The sequence below is a fragment of the Pararobbsia alpina genome (assembly GCF_902859895.1).
Lineage (GTDB): Bacteria > Pseudomonadota > Gammaproteobacteria > Burkholderiales > Burkholderiaceae > Pararobbsia > Pararobbsia alpina.
This window is the reverse complement of sequence record NZ_CADIKM010000022.1, coordinates 25927-47833: the sequence shown is the minus strand read 5'-3', so window position 1 is coordinate 47833 and position 21907 is coordinate 25927. Positions and strand designations below refer to the sequence as shown.

General features: G+C 64.3%; 16 protein-coding genes. 6 read left to right on the top strand and 10 right to left on the bottom strand.

Annotated elements, in window-relative coordinates:
* Window positions 1-110 precede the first annotated feature (110 nt).
* Window positions 111-4817, bottom strand: a complete 4707-nt coding sequence (locus tag HV670_RS19525) for a glutamate synthase-related protein (RefSeq protein ID WP_175106521.1) — start codon at window positions 4815-4817, stop codon at window positions 111-113.
* Between the two features lie 552 nt (window positions 4818-5369).
* On the bottom strand, window positions 5370-6101 hold the full coding sequence (locus tag HV670_RS19520) for a transposase (protein ID WP_175106520.1): 732 nt from the start codon (window positions 6099-6101) through the stop codon (window positions 5370-5372).
* Window positions 6102-6288: 187 nt separating this feature from the next.
* Between HV670_RS19520 and HV670_RS19515 the strand changes: the two genes are divergently transcribed.
* Together HV670_RS19515 and HV670_RS19510 are read left to right on the top strand one after the other, a co-directional pair.
* Window positions 6289-7014 (top strand): OmpW/AlkL family protein, encoded by a 726-nt coding sequence (locus tag HV670_RS19515; RefSeq protein WP_175106519.1) that lies wholly within the window; start codon window positions 6289-6291, stop codon window positions 7012-7014.
* A 554-nt stretch (window positions 7015-7568) separates the two neighbouring features.
* On the top strand, window positions 7569-7949 hold the full coding sequence (locus tag HV670_RS19510; RefSeq protein ID WP_175106518.1) for an ElaB/YgaM/YqjD family protein: 381 nt from the start codon (window positions 7569-7571) through the stop codon (window positions 7947-7949).
* An 11-nt stretch (window positions 7950-7960) separates the two neighbouring features.
* Here HV670_RS19510 and ugpQ read toward each other — a convergent pair whose 3' ends face one another.
* The 6 genes from ugpQ to HV670_RS19480 all read right to left on the bottom strand — a co-directional run bounded on the left by ugpQ (window position 7961) and on the right by HV670_RS19480 (window position 14495).
* Window positions 7961-8740, bottom strand: a complete 780-nt coding sequence (gene ugpQ, locus HV670_RS19505) for a glycerophosphodiester phosphodiesterase (RefSeq protein WP_246257722.1) — start codon at window positions 8738-8740, stop codon at window positions 7961-7963.
* Window positions 8741-8748: 8 nt separating this feature from the next.
* Window positions 8749-9903, bottom strand: coding sequence for a deoxyguanosinetriphosphate triphosphohydrolase (locus tag HV670_RS19500; protein ID WP_175106562.1), 1155 nt, complete (start codon window positions 9901-9903; stop codon window positions 8749-8751).
* A gap of 38 nt (window positions 9904-9941) precedes the next feature.
* The gene (gene aroB, locus HV670_RS19495) at window positions 9942-11018 is read right to left on the bottom strand and encodes a 3-dehydroquinate synthase (RefSeq protein WP_175106517.1); all 1077 of its coding nucleotides are present in this window, start codon (window positions 11016-11018) and stop codon (window positions 9942-9944) included.
* Window positions 11019-11123: 105 nt separating this feature from the next.
* A complete protein-coding gene (locus tag HV670_RS19490; protein WP_246257730.1) occupies window positions 11124-11639 on the bottom strand; it encodes a shikimate kinase in 516 nt (171 codons plus the stop codon).
* Between the two features lie 199 nt (window positions 11640-11838).
* Window positions 11839-13509 carry a type IV pilus secretin PilQ gene (locus tag HV670_RS19485; protein ID WP_175106515.1) on the bottom strand — a complete coding sequence of 557 codons (1671 nt, stop codon included), beginning with the start codon at window positions 13507-13509 and terminating at the stop codon, window positions 11839-11841.
* A 317-nt stretch (window positions 13510-13826) separates the two neighbouring features.
* Window positions 13827-14495, bottom strand: a complete 669-nt coding sequence (locus tag HV670_RS19480; protein ID WP_175106514.1) for a hypothetical protein — start codon at window positions 14493-14495, stop codon at window positions 13827-13829.
* Window positions 14496-15112: 617 nt separating this feature from the next.
* Between HV670_RS19480 and HV670_RS19475 the strand changes: the two genes are divergently transcribed.
* Window positions 15113-15619, top strand: a complete 507-nt coding sequence (locus HV670_RS19475; RefSeq protein WP_175106513.1) for a hypothetical protein — start codon at window positions 15113-15115, stop codon at window positions 15617-15619.
* A gap of 83 nt (window positions 15620-15702) precedes the next feature.
* On the opposite strand, the gene pilM is transcribed toward HV670_RS19475, so the two are convergent.
* Window positions 15703-16698 carry a type IV pilus biogenesis protein PilM gene (pilM, locus tag HV670_RS19470; RefSeq protein ID WP_246257718.1) on the bottom strand — a complete coding sequence of 332 codons (996 nt, stop codon included), beginning with the start codon at window positions 16696-16698 and terminating at the stop codon, window positions 15703-15705.
* A 601-nt stretch (window positions 16699-17299) separates the two neighbouring features.
* Here pilM and HV670_RS19460 point away from each other — a divergent pair.
* Window positions 17300-19741 carry a penicillin-binding protein 1A gene (locus tag HV670_RS19460; protein WP_246257716.1) on the top strand — a complete coding sequence of 814 codons (2442 nt, stop codon included), beginning with the start codon at window positions 17300-17302 and terminating at the stop codon, window positions 19739-19741.
* Window positions 19742-19893: 152 nt separating this feature from the next.
* Here the strand turns inward: HV670_RS19460 and cyaY are convergent, their stop codons facing one another.
* The gene (gene cyaY / locus HV670_RS19455; RefSeq protein WP_175106509.1) at window positions 19894-20214 is read right to left on the bottom strand and encodes an iron donor protein CyaY; all 321 of its coding nucleotides are present in this window, start codon (window positions 20212-20214) and stop codon (window positions 19894-19896) included.
* 36 nt (window positions 20215-20250) lie between these two features.
* On the opposite strand from cyaY, the gene lptM reads away from it, so the two are divergent.
* Window positions 20251-20583, top strand: coding sequence for an LPS translocon maturation chaperone LptM (gene lptM / locus HV670_RS32270; protein ID WP_175106508.1), 333 nt, complete (start codon window positions 20251-20253; stop codon window positions 20581-20583).
* A gap of 4 nt (window positions 20584-20587) precedes the next feature.
* Complete coding sequence (gene lysA / locus HV670_RS19445) at window positions 20588-21847, top strand: diaminopimelate decarboxylase (protein ID WP_175106507.1); 1260 nt, start codon at window positions 20588-20590, stop codon at window positions 21845-21847.
* Window positions 21848-21907 lie beyond the last annotated feature (60 nt).

Here is a 21907-nt window from a genome sequence, read left to right as displayed (position 1 = left end):
TTCTCTATCCGTATTGGTGAGGATCCGGCGAGCGCGGCACGCGGCGAACACCGGGGTGTTCGCGCGCGGCCTCGCCGCCCTGCCTTTCTATCTTGATCGGTACGCCGCGGTCAGGCCGCGAGCGCCTGCTTGCCGGCCTTCGTGCCGAGTTCGCCGAGTGCGCGCTTGTAGTCGACCGGGAAGATCTTCACGAAATCGTCTCGTGAGGTATCCCAGTTTTCGAGCAGCGTCTTCGCGCGAATCGAACCCGTGAACTGAAAGTGCTTCTCGATCAGGTCGCGCAGTTGCGCTTCGTCGCTCTGGCCGTGATGCCAGAGTGCGCGATCGAGCACGCGCTCCTGTTCGAGGACCGGCAGCACCGGTTCGAGCGACACCATCGACGGATTGCACTTCGCCTTGAAGCTGCCGTCCGGGTCGTAGACATACGCCACGCCGCCCGACATCCCGGCCGCGAAGTTGCGGCCCGTTTCGCCGAGCACGACGACCGTGCCGCCCGTCATGTATTCGCAGCCGTGATCGCCCGTGCCTTCGACGACCGCCGTCGCGCCCGAGTTGCGCACCGCGAAACGCTCGCCGGCCACGCCGCGGAAGAAGGCTTCGCCTTCGACCGCACCGTACAGCACGGTATTGCCGCAGATGATGTTGTCTTCAGCCTTGCCGCGGAAGTCGTTGGTCGGACGGATGATGATGCGGCCGCCTGACAGGCCCTTGCCGACATAGTCATTGCCGTCGCCGACGAGGTCGAGCGTGATGCCGCGCGCCAGGAAGGCGCCGAAGCTCTGCCCCGCCGTGCCCTTGAACTGGACATGGATGGTGTCGTCGGCAAGCCCGTCGTGGCCGTAGCGGCGCGCAACCTCGCCCGAGAGCATCGCACCGACCGTCCGGTTCACGTTGCGCACAGGCTGGATGAACGACACATGCTCACCCTTCTCGAGTGCCGCGCGCGATTTCTCGATCAGCACGTGGTCGAGTGCCTTCGCGAGGCCGTGGTCCTGCGCGTCCACGTGAATGCGCGCCACGTCGGCCGGTGCGTCGCACTGGTAGAAGATTCGCGAGAAATCGAGACCGCGGGCCTTCCAGTGCTCGATGCCCTTCTTCGTGTCGAGCAGATCGGCGCGGCCAATCAGTTCGTTGAAGGTCCGCACGCCGAGCTGCGCCATGATTTCGCGAACTTCTTCAGCGATGAAGAAGAAGAAGTTGACCACGTGCTCGGGCTGGCCCTGAAACTTGCGGCGCAGGACCGGATCCTGCGTCGCGACGCCGACCGGGCAGGTGTTCAGGTGACACTTGCGCATCATGATGCAGCCTTCGACGACGAGCGGTGCGGTTGCGAAACCGAACTCGTCCGCGCCGAGCAGCGCACCGATCACGACATCGCGGCCGGTCTTCATCTGGCCGTCGGCCTGCAGGCGGATACGGCCGCGCAGGCGGTTCAGCACGAGCGTCTGCTGGGTTTCGGCGAGGCCGAGCTCCCACGGCGTGCCTGCATGCTTCATCGACGACAGCGGCGACGCGCCGGTGCCGCCATCATGCCCGGCGATCACGACGTGATCGGCCTTCGCCTTGGCGACACCCGCGGCAATCGTGCCGACGCCGACTTCCGAGACGAGCTTGACCGAGATATCCGCACGCGAGTTGACGTTCTTCAGATCGTGGATCAGCTGCGCGAGGTCCTCGATCGAATAGATGTCGTGGTGCGGCGGCGGCGAAATCAGACCCACGCCCGGCACCGAATACCGGAGCTTGCCGATGTAGTCGGACACCTTGTGGCCCGGCAACTGGCCGCCCTCGCCGGGCTTCGCGCCCTGCGCCATCTTGATCTGGATCTGGTCGGCCGAGCTCAGGTACTCGGCGGTCACGCCGAAGCGACCCGAGGCGACCTGCTTGATCTTCGAACGCAGCGAATCGCCATCTTCGAGCACGGTATCGCGCACGACCGCTTCATTGCCGAGCAGGCCGACGGTGGTCTCGCCCTTGCGGATGGGAATGCCGCGCAGTTCGTTGCGGTAACGCTTCGCGTCTTCGCCGCCTTCACCCGTGTTCGACTTGCCGCCGATGCGGTTCATCGCGATCGCGAGCGTCGTATGCGCCTCGGTGCTGATCGAGCCCATCGACATCGCACCCGTCGCAAAACGCGTGACGATGCTCTTGGCCGACTCGACTTCGTCGAGAGGAATCGCCTTGGCCGGATCGACGCGGAATTCGAACAATCCGCGCAGGGTCATGTGACGCTTGCCCTGGTCGTTGATGATGTTCGCGTATTCCTTGTACGTCTGATACGAGTTCGAACGCGCCGAATGCTGGAGCTTGGCGATCGCGTCCGGCGTCCACATATGGTCCTCGCCGCGGACGCGGTAGGCGTACTCGCCGCCCGCATCGAGCATGCCGGACAGCAGGGGATTGTCGCCGTAGGCATCGCGATGCAGGCGCACGGCTTCCTCGGCCACTTCGAACAGGCCGATACCGCCGACGTTCGAGGCGGTGCCCGGGAAATACTGGTTGACGAGCTGCTTCGAGAGACCGATCGCCTCGAAGATCTGCGCGCCCGTGTACGACATGTACGTCGAGATCCCCATCTTCGACATGACCTTGTGCAGGCCCTTGCCGATCGCCTTGACGAAGTTCTTTACGGCCTTCGCGGGCGACAGGTCGCCCGGCAAGCCGGCTGCCATCGCCTGGAGCGTTTCCATCGCGAGATACGGATGGACGGCTTCCGCACCGTAGGCCGCGAGCAGCGCGAAGTGATGCACCTCGCGCGCCGAACCCGTTTCGATGACAAGACCCGTGCTCGTGCGCAACCCCTGCGAGACCAGGTGGTTGTGGATCGCTGACGTGGCGAGCAGTGCCGGAATCGCAACATTGTCGCGGTCCGACTTGCGGTCCGACACGATCAGGATGTTGAAGCCCGACTTGACGGCATCGACCGCCTCCGCGCACAGCGAGGCGATACGCGCCTCGACGCCTTCCTTGCCCCAGACGATCGGGTAGCAGATGTTCAGATCGTACGAACGGAATTTGCCGCCTGTGAACTGGTCGATGTCGCGAATCTTCGCGATTTCGTCGAAATCGAGCACCGGCTGCGAGACTTCGAGCCGCATCGGCGGGTTCACGTGATGCGTGTCGAGCAGGTTCGGCTTCGGGCCGACGAAGGACACGAGCGACATCACCATGTTTTCACGGATCGGGTCGATCGGCGGGTTCGTGACCTGCGCGAACAGCTGCTTGAAGTAGTTGTAGAGCGTCTTGTTCTTGTTCGACATCACCGCGAGCGGCGAGTCGTTGCCCATCGAGCCGACCGCTTCCTCGGCGTTCTGCGCCATCGGCGCGAGCAGGAACTTGAGGTCCTCCTGCGTGTAGCCGAAGGCCTGCTGGAGGTCGAGCAGCGAGGCGGCATCGCGCACCTGCGTGTCGCCCGAAGTCGTGTCGACTTCGTCGAGCTTGATGCGCACCGCGTCGATCCAGCTCTTGTAGGGCTTCGCGTTCGCGAGGTTGTCCTTGAGCTCCTTGTCGTCGATGATGCGGCCGTGTTCCATGTCGATCAGGAACATCTTGCCCGGCTGCAGGCGCCACTTCTTGATGATCTTGGATTCGGGAATCGGCAGCACGCCCGCTTCCGACGCCATGATCACGATGTCGTCGTCGGTAATGCAGTAGCGCGCGGGGCGCAGGCCATTGCGGTCGAGCGTCGCGCCGATCTGGCGGCCGTCGGTGAACGCGATCGCCGCGGGGCCGTCCCACGGCTCCATCATGGCTGCATGGTATTCATAGAACGCGCGCCGGTTGTCGTCCATCAGCGTGTGCTGTTCCCATGCTTCGGGAATCATCATCATCATCGCGTGGACGAGCGGATAACCTGCCATCAACAACAGTTCAAGGCAGTTGTCGAACGATGCCGTGTCGGACTGGCCCGGATAGATCAGCGGCCACAGCTTGTGCAGGTCGTCGCCGAGCACCGCGCTCGAGATCGCGCCCGTGCGCGCGGACAGCCAGTTGACGTTGCCCTTGACCGTGTTGATTTCGCCGTTGTGGGCGACGAGACGGTAGGGGTGGGCGAGTTCCCACGCCGGGAAGGTATTGGTCGAGAAACGCTGGTGGACCAGCGCCAGCGCCGAGATCGCGCGCTCGTCCTGCAGGTCGCGATAGTAGACGCCGACCTGGTGCGCGAGCAGCAGGCCCTTGTAGACGACCGTGCGCGCCGACATCGACGGCACGAAGTACTCCTTGCTGTGCGCGAGCTTGAGGGCCTGGATGCGGTGGCTGGCGGTCTTGCGGATCACGTACAGCTTGCGCTCGAGCGCGTCGGTCACCATGATGTCGCGCCCGCGGCCGATGAAGATCTGGCGGATCACCGGCTCGCTCGCCTTCACCGTCGGCGAGATCGGCATCGCGTGGTCGACCGGCACATCGCGCCAGCCGAGGACGACCTGACCTTCGGCCTTGACCGTGCGCTCGAGCTCCTGCTCGCAGGCGAGGCGCGACGCATGTTCCTTCGGCAGAAAGATCATCCCGACACCGTATTCGCCGGCCGGCGGCAACGCGATGCCCTGACGCGCCATTTCCTCGCGATAGAACGCGTCGGGGATCTGGATCAGGATCCCCGCGCCGTCGCCCATCAGCGGATCGGCGCCGACGGCGCCGCGATGGTCGAGGTTCTCGAGGATCTTCAGACCCTGTTCAATGATGCCGTGACTTTTCTTGCCCTTGATATGGGCAACAAAGCCAACGCCACACGAATCGTGCTCGTTGGCCGGATCGTAGAGACCTTGCGCGGCGGGCGCTGAGGCTTGCGTACCGAGGGGCGGTTGCGGGTCTTTCATCTGGACACCCTGTTTTGATGGCCGTGGGGACAGCCGATGGAACCGGAAAAACGAATTTGGGCCCGAAGCGGGCGACCGGAGTACGTCTGCCGATGTCGTGGATAAGACCCGGGAATGCGACGCGGCGACACCTGCTCGATGCCGCGGATGGGGGCATGGCGAGGGGAAACTACCGGAATTCGAAATATACCCGACGAATCAGCGTATTACAAAGTAAAAATGCGTGATCGGGCCCTTAATACTTAAATCACACGATATGAGTGAACTTATATGGGGCCAGATTTGAAAGCGTTTTAGAAAAAGGTTCTTCGCGCAGTGACGTGCAGAACCTTGGGTGACCCGGACGGCAGCAGCTCATTTTGACTTGGCCAAGTCCGCTTTCAGCAGAGGAGCAGTTGAAAGACAGCGCCTGCCGCCGAAACAATCCAAACCGCGCGGATGTTGCAACCACGCGACAGTATTCAGGAAGTGCTGAATCTACGATAAGTTGTCGTCTCGCGGCCGTTGCGAGCATCCATCGCCGCAAGAGGCAATACATTGAACCGGGCGTATTCAGCCGAGCTTGCGGTGCTGGTGATCGTCACCGCTCTGTTCGGTCTTGAGCTTGCGAGGCCGGCCGCGCGGCAGCGGCGTCACACGCCGGTTCGCCTGGCGCGCGCACCAGTCGAGCCAGGCATCCGAGCCGATGACCCAGCCCTTGAGCGTGGCCTGCTCAAGCAGATCGACCGCGCGCTCGTCGAGCGGAAGTTCGATCATTTCTTTATAGCGTTGCTGACGTTCGAATGGTGTATTGCCCAAAGACCAATACTGCGAATGATCGGTGATCAATGCATCGAGTAGGACGCCCGTGTGATGCGCAAAACTCGTCCAACGATAGTCTTCGGGCAGCGCGACCATTTGTGCGCGCACCGGACGCAGTTCGACGAGCCGGCTGCACAACAGGAAGTAGCGCTCGCTCTCGAGCACCGTGGCCCGGTAGCGCCCTTCCCAGAGCGTGCCTCGCCGGCCGTAGCGGCGGTTGAAATGGGCGACGTATCGGCGGCCGACCGCCTGCATCGCCTTGGGCAAACTCGACTCTTCGCGAGGCGTGACGAGCAGGTGGACCGCGGACGGCATCAGCGAATACGCGTGCACAGCGAGATGATGGTCGCGTGCGGCGGCCTTGAGGCAATCGAGGAACAACGCGTAGTCCTGCGCGTCGACGAAGGCGGACTGATTGTCGAGACCGCGCAGTATCACGTGCTGCGGCTGGTCCGGTACATAAAGGCGGGCTAGTCGGGCCATGCTCAGGTTCCGTGTGATCGCGATTGGAGTATACCCGCGCGTGCAAAGTTCAACCGGGTAGGAGAGGACCTTGGGGTGCGCGCAAGCGACCAGCCGCGCCCCGTTTAGGCTAAAGGCTCTACGGGCAAGCCTTCTTCGTTTCAGACGAGATGCTCATAATCCAAACAGCTTTCATAAGGAGGGGACCATGAAATTAAAATTTATCGCTACGGGGGCGATGGCGATTGCCTGCGCGAGTGCCGCACATGCACAGTCCGCGGGCAGCTTCATTCTCGGCACAGGGTGGCTCCATTTCTCGCCGCAGGACAGCAGTAGCGAGATCACAGTCGTCTCGCGTGGAGGGTCGCCGATCAACCGGTCGATTCCGAATACCGGTGCGTCGATCGGCGATTCCGACACGATCGGTTTCACGGCCCTGTACTTCGTGACCGACAACATCGCGGTCGAAGGCGTCATGGGCGTACCGCCCAGTTTCGACATCGGCGGCGAAGGCATACTCGCTCCCTACGGCAAGCTTGGGTCTGCCAAGCAGTGGAGTCCCACGCTGCTGCTCAAGTACTACTTTATGCAGGCACAGTCGCGCTTGCGTCCGTACCTTGGCATCGGTGTGAGCCGCGTGTGGTTCAGCGATGCGGCGATCACCAACCAGCAGTTCCTCGCGAACCCGCTGCTCGGCGGACCGACCAGTGTCGACGTCGAGTCGAAGTGGGTGCCGGTATTCAATGGCGGTTTCTCGTTCCAGGTCACAGACCACTGGTATGCAGGCCTCTCGATTTCGTATCTGCCGTTGAAGACGACAGCGACGCTGACCTCGACTTCGGCCACGTCGGTCGGCAACCTGACGAGCGTGAGCAAAGCGGACATCAAGCTCAATCCGATCGTCACCTACATCAACGTCGGCTATCGCTTCTGAGCGACGGCCGTACCGACAAGTTCCCGCACCGTGCCGATGTTACCGATGCATCGCTGCGGCGCCGGAGCCCATGCGGACGGCGTCGTGGTCGGATTCACGCTCCATTCGACGTTCACTGCATAGTCCGCCTTGCGGCCTGTTTCCCAGTCTGCTCAATGGTCTGGGCAGATTGGTCAGTCTTCCCCACCACTATCCGGCGGCGTAGTCCGACAGCGATGATGTCGGTAACGCCCCGTAATCGGCAGCTCCGCTACGGCTCGTCTCCAGCTTGCCTTGGAGCTGCCTGGGCATCGCGCAAAACGCCGACGCGAGACGAATTAACCCATCCGAATAGCGCTCTGCGCGCTCACCAGTAAAACTGGCTGCGCGCTTTATTTTATTCATCGCCAGCATTTCTCCGCGCAGGCGCTTCCCCCTGTCGCCTCACGTGCCTCCTTGCAGGTGCAAGAGCGGCGAAAAGTCGCAATGCCCGATGGGCGGGCACCGGACTTGCTGCCTTCAGTTTCCATCGCGCATTTTGCGCGGTTCTTTTCGTTCACCGATAGGAGAACTCCATGACCGCGTTTTTTCACACCCGAGATGCTTTAGATGATTCACTGCACGCGACGCGCCGCCACGCGAAGCGGATCGCAAGCCGCGGCCGTCACGCGGTCGACGATATCGGCGATGAACTCCGGACTTTGCTCGACCAATTGCAGGCCAGCCTCGCCGACGGCACGCAGGCCGACCTCGGTACGCTGCGCAACCAGTTGCAAGAGCGGATCGGCGCGGTCCGCGCGAAGCTCGACTCGACGCGCGGTCATGCCCGTGAGCGGGCCAAGGCGGCCTTCGACCAAACCGATGAGTTTGTCCATCAGAAGCCGTGGCAGACCATGGCCGCGCTCGCAGGCATCGCCTTGATCGTGGGCGCGGTCATCGGCCGCAAGTCTGCCTGACGAGGACAGCGCTACAAGCTAACTGTGTCGATGCGATCTGTACAGATCGCGTCGACACCCCATTCCCGCAAGGTTCGCGCGCGTGCCGCATCGTTGACGGTATAGGCCAGCGTGCGAAAGCCGGCGGCCCTTATCGCGTCGATCAGCAGGCGATCGATCTGCGTGTGGTCGAAATGCACGGATACGCAGGCGAGCCGCTGCGCGCGCGCAAGCCAGTCCCCCGGGGGACGGCCGAACAGGACACCACGCGCCAGCTCGGGGGCGGTGCGGCGCGCGGCGTCCAGCGCTTCCTCGGAAAACGATGACAGCAGCGGCGGCACGGGCGCATCTTTCCACAGAACCTGCACGGCCTGCGCAACGCGCACGCCGGTTACTACTTCACGGCCCGGGCAGGGTTTGATCTCGACGTTCGCACAAAGCTTCAGTTCGATGCACCGCTGCGCGACCGCCTCGAGCGTCGGCATGCGTTCGTTGCTGAACGCCGCACCGAACCACGAACCGGCGTCGAGCGCGGCGATCCGCGCATAGCTCAGGGAGGCGGCCGGGCCATGACCATTGCTGGTCCGGTCGACATCGTCGTCGTGCAGCAGGAACGGCACGTCGTCGGCCGAGAGTTTCGCGTCGAACTCGACCATGCCGACATGATGGCGCGCCGCCTGGGCAAGACCGGCCAGGGTGTTTTCAGGCGCGAGCACGCCTGCGCAGCGGTGGGCGACGAGCGCCGGGTACGGCCAAGTGGGCAGTGATGAGAGGGACGAAGCGGGCGAGGAATCGCGACGATCGATCGACACGGTATCCCCTACCCTTCGTCAACGACAAAGAGCTTTCGATATTCCTTGATCGCATACCGGTCGGTCATGCCCGCGATGTAGTGGGCGATGAGCCGTGGCTGTTGTGCCGGGTCCTTCGCCTGATATTGCGGGGGCAGCAGGCGCGTATCGTCGGCAAAGGCCGTGAACAGGCTGTTGACGATGCGACCGGCCTTGTTGGCCATGCGCATGACGCGATAGTGGCGATAGAGATTCTTCAACAGAAAGCGTTTGAGCTCGAGCGCCTGCGTGGCGACCGCTTCCCCGTGCGCGACGAGCGGCGGCGCATTGCGCACCTCCTCGAGCGAACCCGGCCGGTGTTGCGCGAGATTCGCCGCGGTCGCTTCGATGAGGTCGACGATCAAGGTGTTGATCATCCGGCGGATCGTCTCGTGGATCATGCGCCGCCCCGTCAGCGACGGAAAGGCAGCCAGTGCGGCATCGCGATGAATGCGCCAGATACTCAGCTCGTCGAGCTGTTCAAGCGACAACAGCCCCGAGCGCAGGCCATCGTCGATATCGTGATTGTTGTATGCCACCTCATCCGCGAGATTGGCGATCTGCGCTTCGAGAGAGGGCTGCTTGCCCAGCAGGAATCGCTCGCCGAGTTCACCGAGTTGCCGTGCGTTCTCGCGCGAACAATGCTTGAGGATGCCCTCGCGCGTCTCGAAGCACAGGTTCAGTCCATCGAAGGCGCCGTAGTGTTCCTCGAGCTGGTCGACCACCGCGAGGCTCTGCAGGTTGTGCTCGAAACCGCCGTGGGCCCGCATGCATTCGTGCAGCGCTTCCTGACCCGCATGGCCAAAGGGCGTATGACCGAGATCGTGCGCAAGCGAGATCGCTTCGACGAGGTCCTCGTTGAGGCGCAGGTTGCGCGCGACCGAACGCGCGATCTGCGCGACTTCGAGACTGTGCGTGAGCCGCGTACGGAACAGGTCGCCCTCGTGATTGACGAACACCTGCGTCTTGTATTCGAGCCGACGGAACGCGGTCGAATGAATGATACGGTCGCGATCGCGCTGGAACTCGGTCCGTGCGACGGGTTTCGGCTCGGGATGGCGGCGGCCGCGCGATTGCGCGGATTTCACCGCGTAGGGCGCCAGATGAGACTCCCAGTCGATCGAGGCCGACTGCATGTCCGGCATGGTGGTACTGCTCACTGCCGCCCCCCCCTTTTTACGAATCAGACCGCTGCGGCCAGTGTCGCGCGCAAGTCCGCCTCCGGCACGGTGGAGACCACCGCTTCGCCAATCTGCTTGAGCAGCACGAACTTGATCTCGCCACCCTCGGCCTTCTTGTCGACGCGCATCAGGTCGATATAGCGGTCGTCGCCGAGCGCAGGCGCGCGCGTGGGCAGATGCGCCTCGCGCGTGACCTTGAGCAGGCGGCCCCGCGCGTTCTCGCTGAGCAAGCCGAGCCGGGCCGACAGATCGGCCGCCATCACCATGCCGCAGCCAACGGCTTCGCCATGGAGCCACTCGCCATAGCCGAGGCCCGCTTCGATCGCATGCCCGAAGGTATGGCCGAAATTCAGGATCGCGCGCAGCCCGCTTTCGCGCTCGTCCTCGCCCACCACCTTCGCCTTGATCTCGCAGGAACGACGCACCGCGATTGCGAGAGCCGCCTCGTCGTATTGCGTGAGCGTTTCGATATTCGACTCGATCCAGCTGAAGAAACTGTGATCGGCGATCGCCCCCGTCTTGATCACTTCAGCCAGCCCCGCCGCGAGTTCGCGTTCGGGCAGCGAGCGCAGCACCGACGTGTCGGCGATCACGGCCTGAGGCTGATAGAACGCGCCGATCATGTTCTTGCCCAGCGGATGGTTGATGCCCGTCTTGCCGCCGACCGACGAATCGACCTGGGCTAGCAGCGTGGTGGGCACCTGGATGAACGGCACGCCTCGCATATACGAGGCCGCCGCAAAACCCGTCATGTCGCCGACCACGCCTCCGCCAAGCGCGATCAGCGTCGTCTTGCGATCGGCGCGCTCGCGCAACAACCGGTCGAAGATCAGGTTCAGGGTTTCCCAATGCTTGTGGACCTCGCCATCGGGCAACACGATCCGGATCAGCGATTTGCCGAGCGGCGCGAGCGCCGCTTCGAGGCGGTCCGCATAGAGGGGAGCCACGGTCTCGTTGGTCACGATCGCAATGGTCCCGCCGCGCATGTGCGGCGCGAACAAGTCGGTGCGATCGATCAGGGCGGGACCGATATGAATGGGGTAGGCACGCTGGCCGAGGTCGACGGTAACGGTAATCATGCTCGACATTATGACGCAGGGCGGCTGGCGATGGGCGCGCCACGCATGCGCGCGCAAGTCCGTGCTTGCGCGCATGTCATGTCCCGCGCAGGCGGCCGATGGCGGTTATGAAATTTCCGAAGACGGCGGCACCCACACCCCGGCGACCTCGAGCTGCATGAGAACCGTGTTGACGAGTGCGTTGATCGAGGGCCGGCCGGTTTCGATCGTGAAGTGCGCGCACTCGCGATAGAGCGGGTCGCGCACCGTATAAAGGGATTCGAGCTTCGCGCGCGGGTCCTCGGTCTGCAGCAGCGGCCGGTTGCGGTCGCGCCGGGTGCGCAGCCAGAGATCATGCGGGTTCGCGCGCAGATAGATCACGAGACCGCGCTGGTTCAGCCATTCGCGATTTTGGGGCGCGAGCACGGCGCCGCCGCCCGTTGCGAGCACGATGCCGCTTTGCTGGCTGAGGTCGTCGATCACGAGTGATTCGCGCACGCGAAAGCCTTGTTCGCCCTCGTGCTCGAAGATCAACGGAATCTTGACGCCAGTCCGCGCCTCGATTTCGAGGTCGGAATCAAAGAAAGGCCGATCCAGCCGTTTGGCGACCGCGCGTCCCACCGTGGTTTTCCCAGCGCCCATCAGGCCGATGAAGAACACATTGGCGCGGGCCTTGGGGTCTTCCACAATATGCCTCGCAAATTACAATCAAGTCGGCCGAATTAGAGAGGAAACCGCCGCATTTGTCGAGTGCGGGCATCCTGGCGGCAGTGTCGCAACCACCGGCCCCGGGACAATCGGAAGGCTGCCGGCCGGCGCGCCGCGCCCCGCCGGCCAGGGTTCAGGGGGCGATTGTGGCCCCGCTTTCGAGCAAGGCTGGGGCAGGCAGGGGCGGCCCCGCGACGACATTGGGCGTGATGAAGACGATCAGTTCGCTTTTCGTACGGCTCGTGGCCTGCCGCCGGAACAATGCACCGATCAGCGGCAGCGAGCCGAGGCCCGGCACTGCGACAGTATCGGTCCGCTGGTCCTGCATGTAGATGCCGCCGATGGCGACCGTGCCCCCGCTTTCGACCTGTACCTGCGTGCGTACGTGCTTGGTGTTGATCGCGGGGCCGGCCTGCGTGGTCGCGCCGACCGTGTCCTTGGTGATGTCGAGTTCGAGCAGGACATGGCCGTCCGGTGTGATCTGCGGCGTGACTTCGAGTTTGAGTCCCGCGCGACGGAACTGGACGCCCGACATGCCTTCGCCGACCTTGGCCTGGTAGGGCAGTTCGGTGCCCTGTTCGATCAAGGCCTTGACGCGGTCCGCCGTGATGATGCGCGGGCTCGATATGATGCGACCGCGTCCGTCCGCCTCGAGCGCGCTGAGTTCGAGCGCCAGCACACGTCGCGCGCCGGCCGACAGCAAGGTCAGGCCCGCGCTCGCGGCGCCGAAGCCCGCGAGCGGGCCCGCAGGCAAGCTGTACATCGCACCCAGGGCGCCGGCGACCACCGCGAACGCTCCGCCGCCGCCACCGCCACCGCCACCGTCACCGTCACCTCCACCTCCACCTCCACCTCCACCTCCACCTTCACCTTCACCTCCGCCGCCGCCCCCACCAACACCACCAATTGAGCCTGGGCCTAGGACTGAGCCCGAGCCTGAATCCGAGCCTGAGTTCGAACTTGAATTCACGTTTAAACCGCCTTCGCCCACGTTCGTCATTGCGTGTGCGCTTGCTCCGCCATCCCCGCCACCGCTCACGCGGCCGTGACCACCGGTGCCGGCACTCTCGCGGGTGCCGTCCTGCACGCTTCGGGTCGAGGTCGCATGTCCGGAGCCGCCGAATGCCGGGCTCGCGCCGAGCAGCGAAAGCCGGGTCCCCAGGTTGCGCGAGAAGCCGTCTTCCGCCTCGACGATGCGGGCCTCGATCAGGACTTGCCGCGTCGGCCGATCGACGCGCGCAATCACTTCTCGGACCTGTGCGAGGCGCTGCGCGATATCGCTCACAAACAATTGGTTGGTCCGGATGTCCGCCGTCGCGGCGCCGCGCCGGGACAGCACGCGCTGGTCGCCCGGTCCAGCGATCAAGGCACGTGCGGTCTCGGCGCGCACGTAGTGAAGCTCGAACATCGTGCTCGTGAGCGGTTCGGCGTCGGCCAGACGGTTGGTCGCATCGGACTCGCGGCGTTCGCGTCGAGTCAACTGTTCCGTCGACGACAGCCAGAGGATCGTGCCGTGCCGACGTACGGCAAGGCCGTGAGCATCGAGTAGGGCCTCGAATGCATCGCGCCATCCGACTTGCTTCAAATGCAGTGTGACGCTGCCCTGGATGCCATCCGCGACAAGGATATTGACTCCGGCAAGTTCGCCGAACGACTTGAGTACGAGCGGCAGCGGCGCGTCGTCGAAGTCGAGCGAGACCGGTTCGTCGTCGGGAATCGCCACCGCCAGCGGGCGGCCACGTCCTGTCGGACGCGCGGCGGACGACGCGGTGCCCGCCAGGCTGGAGGAACGCTCGTGAGACAAGTCTCGCGGGGGAGCAGATGAATGGTCCGGTAAGTCGTCAAGCGGAAGGTCGCCAGAAACATCGCGAAGAAGATCCCGCGAAAGGTCCGGCGGTAAGGGTGGCAAGGCCGCCCATGCAAGCGCCGATGCGGACCGCGGGAATGCTGCAGGCTCCGACCATTGACCGGCGGCAAACAACAACGCTGACCGAACTGCGAGTCCGCCCGCCACGCGCAGGCAGGCACCGCGACGCGGTGCGCTTCTGACGTCTCGGACTTCTCTGACGTTTCGGACATCTCTGACGTTTCGGTCGTTTCGCGCGAGCCGTGTCCGCAATCTCATGATGCGTGTGCCTCCGAAACAGTCGGGTCCGCCGGGACCGCTTCACTACGGTCCGTGTCGATGCGATCCGTTTGCCCGACGTCCTCGTTCACATGCGACACATTGCCGTTCTCCGTGGTCGCTTGTGTCGCTTGTGTCGCTTGTGCCGCTTGTGCCGCTTGCGCCGCTTGCGCCGCTTCCACTTGTGACGAATCAGTCCGCTCTTCGCGTTCCTGCGGCGGCGGAAAACGCCCCTCGATCGGTGTCTGCGCAACAGGTGCGCGGGCGCGCATAGCGACTTCGACGATTCGACCCGCCCCGGTCAGGCGTCCGACGATTTGCGGCGCGATGAGCGTTTCGGAAGAAAACGGATCGGCAAGAGCCACGACTTGCTCAACACGAGCATTCCCCTCCAGCGGCGATCGATCTCCGGCCACTCGAACGTCACCCACGGAAGTTCGCATACCTAAAACTTTCAAGTCGGCGCTCACGCGCACCCAACGCCCCGCCTTTTCACGCTCGATGTGCAGAGCGTCGATGCCTATCGGGCGATCAGCCAGACCAAGCCTGCCGACCCAATATGCAACACCAAAGTAAGAGCCGCTCAATGTGATAGCCATGCTTCGTTGCGCACCATCGGCATCTCTATCGAGCGCACCCGACTTGAAGCTCTCGACATGCAGCATCGCATCTGTCGCCAACCGTCCCAGGATTTCAACGAGGTCATCGTCGCTCAGCGAAGCGTCGGCGAAAAACCCGGTTCGCAAAGCCTCGGCCTTCTCGCTCGAGGCAATCCGCGCGAGCTCATGCGCGAGAGCAGCTCGCAAGCGTTCGGCTTCGCCCGCGTTCCCTGATCCCCGAACCGAGCCAACCGCGCTGTCGCGCTCCCCACCACCTTGCTGCGCGAGCTGCATCGCAGCCGCCCACCCGAGGGCGGCCGCGAGCAATGCTGCAGCGACGCGGTGCCCCCCGCGCCAGCGATGCACAGGCACGCCGGTACGCCTGCCTGCTGCGTCGACGAAGGCCTGGACGCAAGTCGACGCGAATGCTTCACGATGACCGGCAGAAGGCATCATGTCTCTCATACCCCGTCCATGGCCGCACCCTTTCCCGCTTGCCCATCCTTCGACATTCCCCGCGCCCGTCCCGCACCCTCCGGTGCCGGCCTCCGCGGCACGCCCTCCTCGGACACGCCGTCCGGCGGCATGCCCCCCGCGTCACTTCCGGTATCGGCGCGCACAGAAAATCGCAAGTGCAATCCATCGCGCTCAAGAACGTCAACGATGGGCGCAGGGAGTGCTCCATGCTTCCTCAGCGCGCCGAGCCATCGAACAAAGGCCTGCACATCGGCGGCCGCACCGTCCAGCAAGAGCTGCCCGGTGTCGATTTCCATTGCGCGCAGCACCACGCCAGGACAATCCGGCGCGACGCGTCCAACCGATTCAAGCAAGTCAGCGATTCGCCTGCGCCGCACGTTCAGATCCCCCATGCGTGCGCGGCGGCGGCCATCGCGCTCGCGCAAGGCATCGAACTGATCCGCGCGAGCGGCACGTGGCTTGAGCTGGACAAGCCGCTCACGCAGCACGCTCACCTCGCGTGCCTGGCGAGACGCCATTGCAACGGCGCGATGGCGATCGACGCGCTCATTCGCGAACGCAGCGCCACCGCCGACCGCCGCGGCCAGCACGAGTTCGACGAGCAAGCGGCGACGCGCACGCCGAGCCTCGACCTGTCGATAGGGAAACAAGTTGAATCGGCTGAACTCCGAACCGATGCAGGCGACGCGGCGATGCACGAGCACACGCGCTGAATAGTCGCCATGTGCGATCGACGACCGCCGTCCCCCCCTGGATGAGCCGGAGCCGAGCTTCCGGCTCTGAGGCGAAGCGCGCTTCATTCGACACCCCGCAACGCGAGTCCGAATGCAACCGCATAGTGCGGTCCGGTCTGCAGGCTCTTCGTCGGGTCGACGCACGGACAACACCGGGCGGGATCGAATGGCTCGACCACGCAGCCGAGCGCGCGGGCCAGATGTTCCGGATCGGGCGTGCGGCGGCCGAACTCGGCCGCACTGCCGGCCGTCACGATCACCGCGGGTGCGGCGTGGTGAGCCCATACGCGCAGTCGATCCATATCGAACCCCCGATCGCCGATCATGACCAGCTCGATCGCGCCGTCGCGCAAGCACCAGGTGCGCGTATCGTCCGGCCCCGCCCATAGCGCGACACACGCACGTGCGGCCGGATGCCGGATATGTGCCCAATAGCGGCACGCACGCAGCGCCGCATCGGCTTCGCCATCGACCGTACTCACGCGAAGGCCCGCGAGCGCGGCGGTCGTCACACGCGTCTGGACTTGTTGGCGCGTGGTCGCAACGATCGTTGCCTGTTCGACGTCGTTCGCCGAGGGAGCGCGAAACCAGTCCACGCACAATTCGTTGCGCTCGAGGGACATCATCCGCTCTGCTTCGGCAAGCACCCCCTCCTCGAACCGGTCGAGTGTCGTCGGTTCGCCGCGCCGCTGCGCGGGCATCAGGCACGTCGCGCGTGAGGCACGGTGGCCGGTGAGTTGTGAAAGCGTGACGGTCCGCGTCAGAACCGTCGACGGCGGCAGGCCCACGGAGGTCTGTGCGCCTGACCACCCCTGGACCTCCTGCGGGCCGCCGAACGCATCGACCAGTGCGCTCGCGACATCTCTCGGCTCGAGTATGTCGACGCCGGACGTCGCGCCTGCGACGACGGTGCCCCGTCCCGTGTGGAGCAGCCGCAACCATGGCGAAGCATGGCGGGAATGGCGCCCATATCCGAGCACCACGACGTGAACTGCATTCACGCCGATCTCGATTCCCGCCGCATAGTTCAGCGGCGGGCCATTGACCCAGTTGCGCATCCGCGTGCCCTCCAGTGTTGGTTCATGGATCGCGCGGGTCCGGGGGAACCCGTGCATCGCCACGTCGATAAGTGGGTAAGTCGATGAACCGGTACGTCGTGACGCCGGTGCGTCGACCTGTCGGCCGCGTCCGGGCGCGATATCGACCATGGAGATTGTGTCGGGGACACAGGTGCGCGAACATTCAGCTGTTCGGCTAACAAAACGCCGGCAATGCGCACGCTCGATGTGTGTGCTCGTCGGCAATGCAAAGGCGTCCTACTGCGCACCGGCTCCTCCATTGCGCTGCGCCCTTCAGGCCCACTTTCCAGCGCCTCCAGTGATTTTCGGAAAGCATTTCGTAAGGTGATCGTTATAATCGAGCGGTCTCGCGCTCAAGCACTTCATGGAACCGAACGATTCACTAAGCCCTCCGCTGCAGCCGCCCGGGCCACCGCAACCGCTCGGAGGCCCCCCTGCGCCGCCCGAACCACCGCAGCCGCGCGTAGGCCCTCCTGCGCCGCGCGAGCCACCGCAGCCGCCCGCAGGTCCCCATGCGCCGCGCGAGCCACCGCAGCCGCCCGCAGCCCCCCCTGCGCCGCCCGAACCGCCTCAGCCTCCCGTGTCAGGCGAACCGCCGCCCCGGCGTCCTCCCAGGCGCAAACGCTCATGGCTGTCGAGGATCCTGATCGCGCTCGTCGCGCTGATCGTGGCCGCGGTCGCGGTACCCTTGCTTGCAGGGTTGTTCGCCCTGATCGTGATGGCGCCCAACCTGCCCTCGCTCGATGCGATCACCGCTTACCACCCCAAGATTCCACTGCGGATCTATACCGCGGACCACGTGCTGATCGGCGAATTCGGCGAGGAACGCCGGCGCTTCATTCCGTTCGACCAGATCCCCGACAGCGTCAAGAAGGCCGTGATCGCGATCGAGGACTACCGCTACTACGAACACGGCGGCGTCGACATCCAGGGCGTCCTGCGCGCGGGCATCGCGAACCTGACCAAGGGCGAAAGCGCACAGGGCGCGAGTACGATCACGATGCAGGTCGCGCGCAACTTCTTCCTCTCGAGCGAGAAGACCTACACGCGCAAGGTCTACGAGATGCTGCTCGCCTACAAGATCGAGTCCGCCCTCAGCAAGGACCAGATCCTCGAGCTGTACATGAACCAGATCTATCTGGGTCAGCGTGCCTATGGTTTCGCGGCTGCCGCACGCGTCTACTTCGGCAAGGATCTCAAGGACGTCACGCTGGCCCAGGCCGCGATGCTCGCGGGCTTGCCGAAAGCACCATCGGCCTATAACCCGATCGTCAATCCGACACGCGCAAAGATTCGCCAGCAATACATTCTCAAGCGAATGCTCGATGTCCACTACATCGATGAAGCCCAGTACGAAGAAGCCATCCGCGAGCCGATCCGCACGCGCACCGCGCGCACGCAGTACAGCGTGCACGCCGAATACCTCGCCGAGATGGTGCGGCAGCTGATGGTCGCGCAATATCACGAAGAGGCCTATACGCTGGGCCTGACCGTGACGACGACGGTCGACTCGGCACTCCAGCAGGCGGCCTACGAGTCAGTGCGCAAAGGGGTGATGGACTATGAGCGACGCCATGGCTATCGCGGACCGGAAGCCTATATCGAGCTGCCCGCGGCCAACGGCGACGACACCAGCGAACGCGATCAGGCGATCGACGACGCATTGAACGCGCATCCGGACAACGGCGACATCGTCGCGGGCGTGGTGGTGTCTTCCTCACCCAAGGAAGTGCAGGCGGAACTGTCGGACGGCAGCGTGGCCATCGTCAGCGGCAACGGTCTCAAGCCCGCGGCCGGCATGCTGGCCGCGAAGGCGGGCGCGCAGCCCAAGGTGCGCCCAGGGGCCGTGATCCGTCTGATCCAGAATGCCGACGCGAGCTGGACGATCACGCAGTTGCCGCAGGTCGAGGCCGCACTGATTTCAGTGACGCCGCAGGACGGGGCGATTCGCGCCCTGATCGGTGGATTCGACTTCAACAAGAACAAGTTCAACCACGTCACGCAAGCGTGGCGCCAGCCGGGTTCGAGCTTCAAGCCGTTCATCTACTCGGCTTCGCTCGACAAGGGTCTCGGACCGGCGACCATCATCAACGACGCGCCGCTCTATTTCCCGCCGAACGGTCCGGGACAGGAACCGTGGGCGCCGAAGAACTATGCGGGTGGCTATGACGGCCCGATCACCATGCGCACCGCGCTGCAGAGATCGAAGAACATGGTGTCGATCCGGATCCTCGAATACATCGGCACACGTTACGCGCAGAACTACATCACGCGCTTCGGTTTCGATGCCGCACGCAACCCGGCCTATCTGCCGATGGCACTCGGCGCGGGTCTCGTCACGCCACTGCAGATGGCGACCGCGTATTCGGTGTTCGCGAACGGCGGCTATCGCGTCAACCCCTATCTGATCGCTGAAGTGAGTGATCCTCAAGGGCGCGTCGTGTCGAGCGCGAAACCGCTGGTAGCCGCGGTCAATGCACCGCGCGCGATCGATGCGCGCAATGAATATGTGATGACGAGCCTGCTCAAATCCGTCGCGCAGCGTGGGACGGGTGCGCACAGCAATGTGTTGGGCCGTACCGACCTCGCGGGCAAGACCGGCACGACGAACGATTCGCGCGACGCGTGGTTTGCGGGCTTCCAACATACGATTGCGACCATCGCGTGGATCGGCTATGACCAGCCGCGCAGTCTCGGCGACAAGGAGACCGGCGGCGGCCTCGCACTGCCGATCTGGATCGACTACATGCGTCAGGCACTCAAGGGCGTGCCGCCCTATCAATGGCCGAAACCGCCGGGTGTCGAGACGCTGGACGACGAGCTCTACTATGATGCGTTCACGCCGGGCAGCGGCTTTGTCGCAAGCATCGGAGTCGACGAAGCGGAACTCGCCGGCGAGGCGAGCGGCGTGCCCGGTCTCTCAGGGCCGCCGGGCGCCTTCCCGACGCCCGAAGCCCCGCCGCCGACGACGGTCAGTCCCGACGAGAAGCAGGACATCATGGATCTGTTCCGGCGCCATTGAGCGCGGGAACACCTGTGTATCCGGTCCGACTTACCCGGCGCAGGTAGCTGGGCCGGCCGGCAAAGACCGGTAAGCGGTGGCTCGAACCGGTGGGTCACATCAGCGGCAACACGCGCCATCGACTATCGCCGGCAACGAGAAGCGCCGCGATATCAACCCTCGACGAGCTCGACCGGTTCACCGCCCTGGCCGCTTGCGAGCGTCGAGAGGGCGGCGAAGAGTTCACTGTCGTCGCGAGTGTCGTGCCATTTCCCGTCGCGATAGCGGTAGTGAAAACCGCCGGCCTTCGCGGCAACCCAGACTTCGTGCATGGCTGCCTGCAGATTCACGATGATCTTGCCACCCGCGTCGAATTCAAGGGTCAGCACATTGCCGCTTCGCTCGCATTCGATATCCGCCCCACTTGCGTCGACCGATCGCTCGATGGCATCGAGTGTCGCCTCCGCGAGGGCCAGGTATTCACTATCCGTCATGCTAAACTCCGCCGATTATTTGATCCGGGTTCCGACATGCGCGTCGTTTTTCGGTTGAGCGCGATTGTAGTCGCTTTCCTTGCCATCGCTGCGTCACTGGCCTCGTGCGGACAGAGTGGCGCGCTGTATTTGCCGAAAGTCCCGCCGCTTCCCCCGGCGCGTGGCGCCGCGGCCGCAAGCGCCGCCTCGGCAGTTAGCGAAGCGTCGGCTTCGAAGGCGGCCTCCGCGCCGGATGCTGCCTCCGTACCCAAACCCGCGTCCGCTCCCGATGCGGCTTCCGTACCCGATGCAGGCTCATCCGATAGCGATTCAACGCCTCTAATCAGAACGGCGCCCGCAGACGCGGCGTCGTCCTCGCAAAGTCCATAACACGATGTCCCTTCCCTTCGATTTCGCTGACGGCGTGCTGCACGCCGAGCGTGTCTCGCTTGCCAGCCTCGCCGAGCAGTTCGGCACGCCCCTCTACGTCTACTCGCGCGCCGCGCTCGAGACGGCCTATGGCGCCTACGCGAACGCGTGCGCGGGCCGTCGCGCGACCGTCCACGTCGCCGTCAAGGCGAACAGCAATCTCGCCGTGCTCAATGTGTTCGCACGCGCCGGAGCGGGTTTCGATATCGTGTCCGCGGGCGAACTCACGCGCGCCTTGAAGGCGGGAGCGAGCGCGGACAAGATCGTGTTTTCGGGTGTCGGCAAGACGGCCGATGAAATGCGCACGGCACTGCGTGTCGGTGTCAAATGCTTCAACGTCGAATCGATTCCCGAACTCGACCGGCTGAACACCGTCGCGGGCGAACTCGGCCTGCGAGCTCCGGTGTCGCTGCGCGTGAACCCCGACGTCGATGCGAAGACCCATCCGTATATCTCGACGGGCCTCAAGTCGAACAAGTTCGGGGTCGCCTTCGAAGAGGCACGCGCAACCTACCGCTCGGCCGCGCGGATGAAGCACCTCGAGGTCATCGGAATCGATTGCCATATCGGCTCGCAGATCACGCAGATCAGCCCCTACCTCGACGCACTCGACAAGGTGCTCGAACTGGTCACGCAGGTCGAGTCCGACGGTGCGACGATCCATCATATCGATGTCGGTGGCGGCCTCGGGATTCGCTATGACGATGAAGAGCCGCCCGAAATCGGCGCCTTCGTGCGCGCGATTCTCGACCGCATTGCCGAACGCGGCCATGCACATCGCGAGGTCCTGTTCGAACCGGGCCGTTCGTTGGTCGGCAATGCGGGCGTTCTGCTCACACGCGTCGAATACCTGAAGCCCGGTTCCGCGAAGAACTTTGCGATCGTCGATGCGGGCATGAACGATCTCGCCCGCCCCTCGATGTACCAGGCCTTCCATGGGATCGATGCGGTCGTGCCGCGCAAAGGCGCGGCCAGTGTCTACGATATCGTCGGTCCCGTCTGCGAAAGCGGCGACTGGCTCGGCCGCGACCGTTCGCTCGCGCTCGAGGCTGGCGACGTGCTCGCGGTCCGCTCGGCGGGCGCGTATGGCTTCGTGATGAGCTCGAACTACAACACGCGTCCGCGCGCGGCCGAAATCATGGTCGACGGTGACCAGGCGCACGTCGTGCGCGCCCGCGAAACCGTCGAGCAACTGCTGGCCGGTGAAACCATACTGACGGCTTAGACCGGCAGCGACAGCAACACCATGTGCACCCGCCCTGGCGTACCCGTCCTGACCGGCTGA

Bases quoted from the DNA above. Each gene is read 5' to 3' on its own strand.
- HV670_RS19525 (WP_175106521.1), bottom strand. From the start codon at position 4,817: ATGAAAGACCCGCAACCGCCCCTCGGTACGCAAGCCTCAGCGCCCGCC.
- HV670_RS19520 (WP_175106520.1), bottom strand. From the start codon at position 6,101: ATGGCCCGACTAGCCCGCCTTTATGTACCGGACCAGCCGCAGCACGTG.
- HV670_RS19515 (WP_175106519.1), top strand. From the start codon at position 6,289: ATGAAATTAAAATTTATCGCTACGGGGGCGATGGCGATTGCCTGCGCG.
- HV670_RS19510 (WP_175106518.1), top strand. From the start codon at position 7,569: ATGACCGCGTTTTTTCACACCCGAGATGCTTTAGATGATTCACTGCAC.
- HV670_RS19500 (WP_175106562.1), bottom strand. From the start codon at position 9,903: ATGCCGGACATGCAGTCGGCCTCGATCGACTGGGAGTCTCATCTGGCG.
- aroB (WP_175106517.1), bottom strand. From the start codon at position 11,018: ATGATTACCGTTACCGTCGACCTCGGCCAGCGTGCCTACCCCATTCAT.
- HV670_RS19490 (WP_246257730.1), bottom strand. From the start codon at position 11,639: ATGGGCGCTGGGAAAACCACGGTGGGACGCGCGGTCGCCAAACGGCTG.
- HV670_RS19480 (WP_175106514.1), bottom strand. From the start codon at position 14,495: ATGCTGCATGTCGAGAGCTTCAAGTCGGGTGCGCTCGATAGAGATGCC.
- HV670_RS19475 (WP_175106513.1), top strand. From the start codon at position 15,113: ATGCTTCCTCAGCGCGCCGAGCCATCGAACAAAGGCCTGCACATCGGC.
- pilM (WP_246257718.1), bottom strand. From the start codon at position 16,698: ATGCGCAACTGGGTCAATGGCCCGCCGCTGAACTATGCGGCGGGAATC.
- cyaY (WP_175106509.1), bottom strand. From the start codon at position 20,214: ATGACGGATAGTGAATACCTGGCCCTCGCGGAGGCGACACTCGATGCC.
- lptM (WP_175106508.1), top strand. From the start codon at position 20,251: ATGCGCGTCGTTTTTCGGTTGAGCGCGATTGTAGTCGCTTTCCTTGCC.
- lysA (WP_175106507.1), top strand. From the start codon at position 20,588: ATGTCCCTTCCCTTCGATTTCGCTGACGGCGTGCTGCACGCCGAGCGT.